A 1281-nucleotide genomic window follows, 5' to 3' on the forward strand; every position below is an offset into this window, starting at 1 on the left:
TGCTCCGGGAAGTTCGCGAAGCCCACTTCCCGGAGCAAGGCAACCCGCCCGGAGCAGGGCCCAGCGCGAGACCGTCCCGGATGCCTATCCGCACAGCATTGTTACTAGCGGGATCGTCAAAATGGAGCAGATGATCGACAGGAAGGTGCATTGCATCATGGGGCGTGCGTCCTTACCGTATTGAAGACAGTACAGCGTGCCGTTGCTGCCTACCGGCATTGCCATCTCGAGCACGAGTGTCGTAATGAACATGGGCGTCATGCCCGGCCACACGCGGGCCACGGCAAGGCACGCCACCGGGACGATAACCAGGCGAAACGCCACGGCGACATAGGCACGCCAGTTGGTGAGCATGTCGAGCGGACGATACTTGGCGATGGACGACCCCATGAGCAGCAGCGCCGCCGGGGTGGTCATGGTACCCACGATGGAAATCGAATCGCCCACGACGCCCCAATCGGTCCATCCGGTCAAAACGACAATGAGCACGACAACACTCGCAATAAGGCCAGGGTTTTTGCAACAAGCGGCAAGATTTCGCAGCTGCTTCTTAAGGCCACCTTGTACGCCACTAAAGAGCATGACGCCGACGGTGAACATAAATATGTTAAGGGGAATGAGCGCAATCGAAGCGTACAACAGCGCCTGTTTTCCCAATACCGCCGAAATAACCGGAAAGCCGATAAACCCGGCATTACCGAAAATCACCGCAAAGCGATACGAGCACTCTGTTCCCTTGGGCACACGAAGGGCAGCGGTAACGGTAAACGCAATAACAATCGCCACCGCATACATGGCGACGGACAAGCCCATAAGCGAAAACGTATCGGCAACGCTCGGCAACTGCACATCGTCACCCAACGCCGACGAAAGCACCAAGCACGGCAACGCCACCTGCAGCAGCAAACGCGAAAGCTCGCGCTCAAACTCTGCCTTCATAAACCCCAGCTTGGAGATACACCAACCCAACAGGATCGGCAAAGAAACCGTCACCATCTGCAACGCCACGCTCGTAAAGCTCATCCATCCCCCTCTTAGCTATTCCACGAGGGCCGGGGTGCCTGCTTTGTTTTGAGAAGTGGGCTCCGCGAACTTCTCAAAACAAAGCAGGCACCCCGGCCCCGGCAATGCAATCCTAGCTGACCAAAGAAAGATGCGCAGCCTCCAGGGCAGCATCAGCAAAGTCACCGTTGCATTAAAAATTTTCAGCCCCGCAGATCGAAACGGTCGAGAGGGCCGCCTCCGGGCGGGTGCCTTCCTCTGAGAAGTTCGCGAAGCCCA

1 protein-coding gene is annotated in these 1281 nt (G+C 57.4%); it reads right to left on the reverse strand.

All coding sequences use genetic code 11. The features are described 5' to 3' along the window. Window positions 1-84: 84 nt before the first annotated feature. Complete coding sequence (locus FGQ67_RS09990) at window positions 85-1023, reverse strand: AEC family transporter (protein ID WP_138341799.1); 939 nt, start codon at window positions 1021-1023, stop codon at window positions 85-87. Window positions 1024-1281: the final 258 nt, after the last annotated feature.

The sequence above is a fragment of the Collinsella aerofaciens genome, from assembly GCF_005845035.1.
In the GTDB taxonomy this organism is placed as follows: domain Bacteria; phylum Actinomycetota; class Coriobacteriia; order Coriobacteriales; family Coriobacteriaceae; genus Collinsella; species Collinsella aerofaciens_I.

Coding starts and splice junctions, on each gene's coding strand:
- FGQ67_RS09990 (WP_138341799.1), bottom strand. CDS start 1,023: ATGAGCTTTACGAGCGTGGCGTTGCAGATGGTGACGGTTTCTTTGCCG.